The organism is Pseudomonas bohemica, from assembly GCF_002934685.1.
Classification (GTDB): Bacteria; Pseudomonadota; Gammaproteobacteria; order Pseudomonadales; family Pseudomonadaceae; genus Aquipseudomonas; species Aquipseudomonas bohemica.
The window spans coordinates 1-5,267 of sequence record NZ_NKHL01000043.1 but is presented as its reverse complement, the minus strand read 5'-3'; the positions used below and the strand labels follow the sequence as shown (position 1 = coordinate 5,267).

The following is a 5,267-nucleotide window of genomic DNA, read 5'->3' as shown; positions in this document are numbered from 1 at the left end:
GATGCAAATCCGAAAATCATCAGGGGAAGCCCGATGACGAACAGTGGTTGCTTGAAAGCATTTTTCATAACCCCTCCTTCAAGTGATCAATTCCATTTAACCACATGCCTGCCGGTGTACGGCGGGCGAGGAATTCGCACGTGTCCGAAAAAGATGAAGAGATTCAGCGTCAGAAAGACAGAGAGCTTCAGATTCTCGCCGCACGCGCTGCGGGTGTTGAGATCGAGCCCTGCACCTGCAGCAACCCGGATTGGCCATTCCGTGTGAAGGGCGGCATCAGCACTCGCGGCCACTGGAATCCCCTAATCAGCGACGGCGATGCATTCAAGATCGCGGCAAAGCTGAAGATGGAAGTTCGCTTCCTGAATGGCGCTGCCTACGCAGAGCCCCTGGACGGGTGTGATGGTCAGATTTGGGAATACGCCGAAGACATTCGTCAGGCTGCCCGCCGTGCCATCTGCCGCGCCGCCGCCCTGATGGCTCAACCACTCAACCCCGCATAGACCCCGGACGGAGGTAGCCAATATGGCAAAGATGACGCTTGAAGAATGGGCGACCGACCAATTCAAGACGCCGCCCAGCTTGAATACACTTCGGACCTGGGCACGCGAGGGTCGAATTTTTCCTGCCCCGATCAAGCACGGAAAACGGTACTACGTTGAATCTGACGCCTGCTACCGTGAACCGGAAAAGCAAGAAAGAATCCCTTTGGGCGGAAGCCTGATCAGCCGTATAGAGAGCGCCCGACATGGTACCAAGGCCGCGTAACCAAGGGTCAAAAGACCTGCCTCCGAACCTGTACCGCAAGACCGATCGCCGCAACGGTGTCACTTATTACACCTATCGCGACCCAGTGACCGGCCGAATGTTTGGCTTGGGAAAGGATAAAGACGCGGCAATCCGCGAAGCTGTAGCGGCTAACTATGCTGATGTTCTCAAGCCGAACCTTGTCTCTCGAATGGCCGAGCCAGTAAGAGAGAAAGGTAAAACTTTCTCAGAATGGCTGAGCGAGTATGAGGCCCTGTATGCAGCGAAGGACTTGAGTATTCATACCGTCCGAAGCTTCAAAAGTCGCAAGCAGCGTCTCGAGGATGCCTTTGGGCATATCGAGATTAAACTTATTCGTACCATGGACGTGGCCACCTTCCTCAACGGTATTACCAAGGAAGGAAAGGCTCATATGTCGAAGGTCCTTCGATCAATGCTGCGCGACGTGTTCACTGAGGCCATTGCAGCCGGCTGGTGCGATCTCAATCCTGTGGACGCGACCAAGGCAGCCCGGACCAAGGTCAAGCGCGAACGCCTGAGCCTAGCGCTATGGAAGGCGATGCATGAAGAAGCGGACCGGCCATGGCTCCAGCGCGCGCTGGAGCTCGGGCTGCTGACCGGACAACGGCGTGAGGACGTCAGATCTATGAAGTTCGCAGATGACAATGACGGCCATTTGCACGTGATTCAATCCAAAACCAATGCTCGACTGAGGATCAGCACCTCACTGCGCCTTGAGGCGATAGGACTCGATCTGAAAACCGTCATCAAGCAATGCAGGGATAGAGTACTATCCAAGCATCTTCTCCATCACTCGAGGAGCATTGGAGGAATGAAGGCGGGAGCTCCTATCAAATTGGATACGCTGACACGCGCGTTTGCCGAGTTAAGAGACCGGGCCGCAGCAAAAATTGGTGTCACTCTCAGCGACAACCCCCCCACGTTTCACGAAATGCGGTCGCTGGCTGCCCGGCTGCACGCTGCGGAGGGACGAGATCCTCAGAAACTGCTTGGTCATAGAAGCGCAGCAATGACGGATATATACAAGGACAGCCGCGGTACAGAGTGGATCGACGTCGCATAGCTGCCGTCGAGTTTTGGGGGAATATTGGGGAGGTTTTGGGGAGGATTTTTCAGCCTTTAAAATCAACCACTTATGTAAGCAGTGTGTAATGGCCGATGACACGCCGCTGATTCTCGATCGCTCACTGCACATTGGCGAGCAATCGCTGACCATCTATCACTGGATCCTGCCCTTCCGTGATTCGCTGGGTAAGGTCCAGGGCATCATTGGCGGCTGGATCGACATCAGCGAACGACGTCAGCTCATCGAGGACCTGCAGACCGCCAAGCAACAGGCCGATGATGCCAACCGAGCCAAAAGCACCTTCCTGGCCACCATGAGCCATGAGATACGCACGCCGATGAATGCGGTCATCGGCATGCTTGAACTGGCCCTCAAGCGCGCGGACCAAGGGCAGTTGGACCGCCCGGCCATCGAGGTGGCCTACAGCTCGGCCAAGGACCTGTTGGACCTGATCGGCGACATCCTCGATATCGCCCGCATCGAATCGGGGCGCCTGACCCTCAGCCCCGAGCGGGCCAATCTACGGCAGTTGGTGGAGTCGGTGGTCAGGGTGTTCGATGGCCTCGCCCGGCAGAAGAGTCTGGCCCTGCAACTGGACCTGGACAGCCGGATCAACATCGATGTGCTGATCGATCCACTGCGCTTCAAACAGATTCTCTCCAACCTGATCAGCAATGCGATCAAGTTCACCCAGCAGGGCCAGATCCGCATCAGTTTGCAGGCCGAAGACTCCCTCAACGAACAGCAGATCCGCCTGCAGGTCGTGATTCAGGACAGTGGCATCGGCATCAGCCCGGAGGATCAGGCGCGGCTGTTCGAACCTTTCGCTCAGGCCGACAACAGCGGGCAACTGGCCAGGACCGGTGCCGGGCTTGGCCTGGTCATCTGTCGTAGCCTGTGCGAGATGATGGGGGGAACCCTGACCCTCGACAGTGAGCCTGGCCGCGGAACCCGGCTACAGATGTTTTTCGAACTGACGTCATTGGACCCGCTGGCCATTCTGCCGGTCCCGCGGGACAGCAGCGAGCAGAGCGCGGCGACGCTGGATATTCTGGTAGTGGACGATCATCCCGCCAATCGACTTCTCTTGTGTCAGCAGCTGGAATTTCTCGGCCATCGCTGCAATGTCGCCGAGCAGGGTGCGCAGGGGCTGGAGTTGTGGCTGGCGCGGCATTTCGATCTGGTGATGGTCGACTGCAACATGCCGGTATTGAATGGCTACGACCTGACACGCGCCATACGCGCTCACGAGCGGGAGCATGCGCAGGACCCCTGCATGGTGGTGGGCTTCACCGCCAATGCCCAACCGGAGGAAATACAGCGTTGTCGGAGCGCCGGGATGGACGATTGTCTGTTCAAGCCGATCAGCCTGACGGCGTTGAATGAACGACTTTCGCGGATCAGTGTGGGACGCAGGTACCGAGATGGGCAAGCAGAAGCGCCGCCATTCGATATGGGCAGTATCGTGGCCTTGACCGGTGATCGGCCGGAGATGATCGAGCATTTGATCAACCAGTTGATCAGCAGTTGCCGGGAAGATGCCAGGGAGTTGGGTGAGAGGCTTGTCGGGGATGACAGGCGAGAAATCCATGACGTTGCCCACAAGATCAAGGGCGCGGCGCGAATTATCAGTGCCAATAAAGTGATCGACTTATGCGAGCGCCTGGAAGGGGCCTGTGATGGGGATGGGCCGCTGACGGCAGTGAAGGACCATGCACAAGCATTGAAGGTAGCAATGGAGGCGCTGGAGCGCGCGCTTCTGTCCCATCGGCGGTTTTAGGGTTCGCTTGAACGACACCGCTCACACGCGTCCAGCAGCGTGCCGGGATTTGGCGTACCAGGGTACCGCTGTAGGCGTCCGGCGTATCGGCGGTAGTGATTCAAGTGTGCCATCCCCGGTAATACGGACATAAAAAACCCGGCTTCGGGCCGGGCTTTTCTCGATCTGGAAATTAAGCAGCCAGCCCTGTCAGCGAGGACTTTTTGTAATCAGCTTTCATCGCTTCCATCTGTGCACCCAGCTCGTTGAGTTTGGCGTTTCCGAGCAACTTCTTCGCTTGGGGAAACATCTCTGATTCCTCTTCCTCAATGTGGTGCTCGAGCAGCTCTTTCACAACTTTCACGCGACCAGAGAACTCCGGGGTAGCCGGGTCGGTATTTTTCAGGTCTGGCAGCACCAGGGAATCCACCGTACGGTGCTCTTCCTTGGCTTCGTAATACATGATGTCCTGCTCCTTGGACCCGGCTTCCTTGAAAGCGGGGTAAAGGATTTCCTCTTCCAGCTTGGTGTGGAGGGTGATTTCCATTTCAAGCTTACCGAGCAGCTCGGTACGTTTTTTCACGGCGCGCTCGGTGGACTCGCTAAGCTGCGTCAGAATTGCCTTGACGCGTTCATGGTCTGCTTTGAGAAGGTCGATTGCATTCATGTCTTTTCCTCTGGTATCACGATCAGTGGACCGGTCTGAACTGCCAGCCCTGCTGTTACCCGAGGACAGTTGCAGAGCGCGTGCCATCTGACGCTGCAAAACAATAACCATTAAATTCATAGGGTTAGATTCAATTATGAATCAGGCCTTCGGGCGTACTGCACGATCTGCGCAAACGGATAGTGCAGAAACACGGAATCCACGACGCCCGCATCAGCCCTATTTGGCTAACTTGGGCGATCTGAAGGGACGTCGCCGACGCCTTGGCCAACGCGACAGGGGCGCGCCTGCTGCCGGCCTGAAATGACCGGACGCCGATGTCGTGGCCCTGATCCGCCGATAAAGGACTGCCGGAGCGCACACGTAAATTCACGCGCCATCTGCTGGGCTCGTTCCGGCGCTCGCCCCCCTGGCGCGTCTGAAAAGCCGGATATCCGACGCGCCGGACGCGCGAGTGGCCTTTAGCTGGTAGACTGCGCCCCGAATTTACCTAAGAGGATTGCTTCATGGCCACTAACCGCTCCCGTCGTCTACGCAAAAAGCTCTGTGTGGACGAGTTCCAGGAATTGGGCTTCGAGCTGAACCTGGAATTCAAGGAAGGCCTGGATGACGAGGCAATCGACGCCTTCCTCGACGCGTTCCTGACAGATGCAATGGACGGTAACGGGCTGGACTATGTCGGCGGCGATGACTACGGTCTGGTCTGCCTGGCCGACCGTGGCTCGGTCACCGAAGAACAGCGCGCCACCGTGGAAGCCTGGCTCAAGGCCCGCAGCGAGTTGACCAAGGTCGAAGTCAGCCCGTTGCTGGACGCCTGGTATCCGGAAAAGCCAATCAATCCGGTAGCCTGACGCCCGGTTGATAGCCAGTCGTTGGAGAATCAGGCCACCCTGGTTTTCAGCGAGTCTGTCTAGTCCTGAAATAGGTTTACACCTGTTTTACCCTCAAAACGCCCGATGCACCGCATCGGGCGTTTTGTATTTCAA

Annotated in this window: 5 protein-coding genes and 1 pseudogene; 5 read left to right on the top strand and 1 reads right to left on the bottom strand. The window is 57.1% G+C overall.

The annotated features are described in order from the left end of the window. The first annotated feature begins 140 nt into the window (after nt 1–140). The 4 genes and pseudogenes from CE491_RS00335 to CE491_RS00320 form a co-directional block, all read left to right on the top strand. Nucleotides 141–503 (top strand): hypothetical protein, encoded by a 363-nt coding sequence (locus CE491_RS00335; protein WP_110946404.1) that lies wholly within the window; start codon nt 141–143, stop codon nt 501–503. Between the two features lie 22 nt (nt 504–525). Then, nucleotides 526–768 (top strand): excisionase, encoded by a 243-nt coding sequence (locus CE491_RS00330; RefSeq protein ID WP_110946403.1) that lies wholly within the window; start codon nt 526–528, stop codon nt 766–768. Next, the gene (locus CE491_RS00325) at nt 749–1,852 is read left to right on the top strand and encodes a phage integrase Arm DNA-binding domain-containing protein (protein ID WP_110946402.1); all 1,104 of its coding nucleotides are present in this window, start codon (nt 749–751) and stop codon (nt 1,850–1,852) included. Before CE491_RS00330 ends, CE491_RS00325 begins: the two co-directional genes overlap by 20 nt. A gap of 79 nt (nt 1,853–1,931) precedes the next feature. After that, a pseudogene (locus CE491_RS00320) lies at nt 1,932–3,635 on the top strand (ATP-binding protein); the annotation flags it as partial. Between the two features lie 172 nt (nt 3,636–3,807). On the opposite strand, the gene CE491_RS00315 reads toward CE491_RS00320, so the two are convergent. Next, a complete protein-coding gene (locus tag CE491_RS00315; protein ID WP_110946400.1) occupies nt 3,808–4,281 on the bottom strand; it encodes a hemerythrin domain-containing protein in 474 nt (157 codons plus the stop codon). A 506-nt stretch (nt 4,282–4,787) separates the two neighbouring features. Between CE491_RS00315 and CE491_RS00310 the strand changes: the two genes are divergently transcribed. Beyond that, complete coding sequence (locus tag CE491_RS00310) at nt 4,788–5,132, top strand: YggL 50S ribosome-binding family protein (RefSeq protein ID WP_110946399.1); 345 nt, start codon at nt 4,788–4,790, stop codon at nt 5,130–5,132. The last annotated feature ends 135 nt before the right edge of the window (nt 5,133–5,267 follow it).

Bases quoted from the DNA above. Each gene is read 5' to 3' on its own strand.
- CE491_RS00330 (WP_110946403.1), top strand. From the start codon at position 526: ATGGCAAAGATGACGCTTGAAGAATGGGCGACCGACCAATTCAAGACG.
- CE491_RS00325 (WP_110946402.1), top strand. From the start codon at position 749: ATGGTACCAAGGCCGCGTAACCAAGGGTCAAAAGACCTGCCTCCGAAC.
- CE491_RS00315 (WP_110946400.1), bottom strand. From the start codon at position 4,281: ATGAATGCAATCGACCTTCTCAAAGCAGACCATGAACGCGTCAAGGCA.
- CE491_RS00310 (WP_110946399.1), top strand. From the start codon at position 4,788: ATGGCCACTAACCGCTCCCGTCGTCTACGCAAAAAGCTCTGTGTGGAC.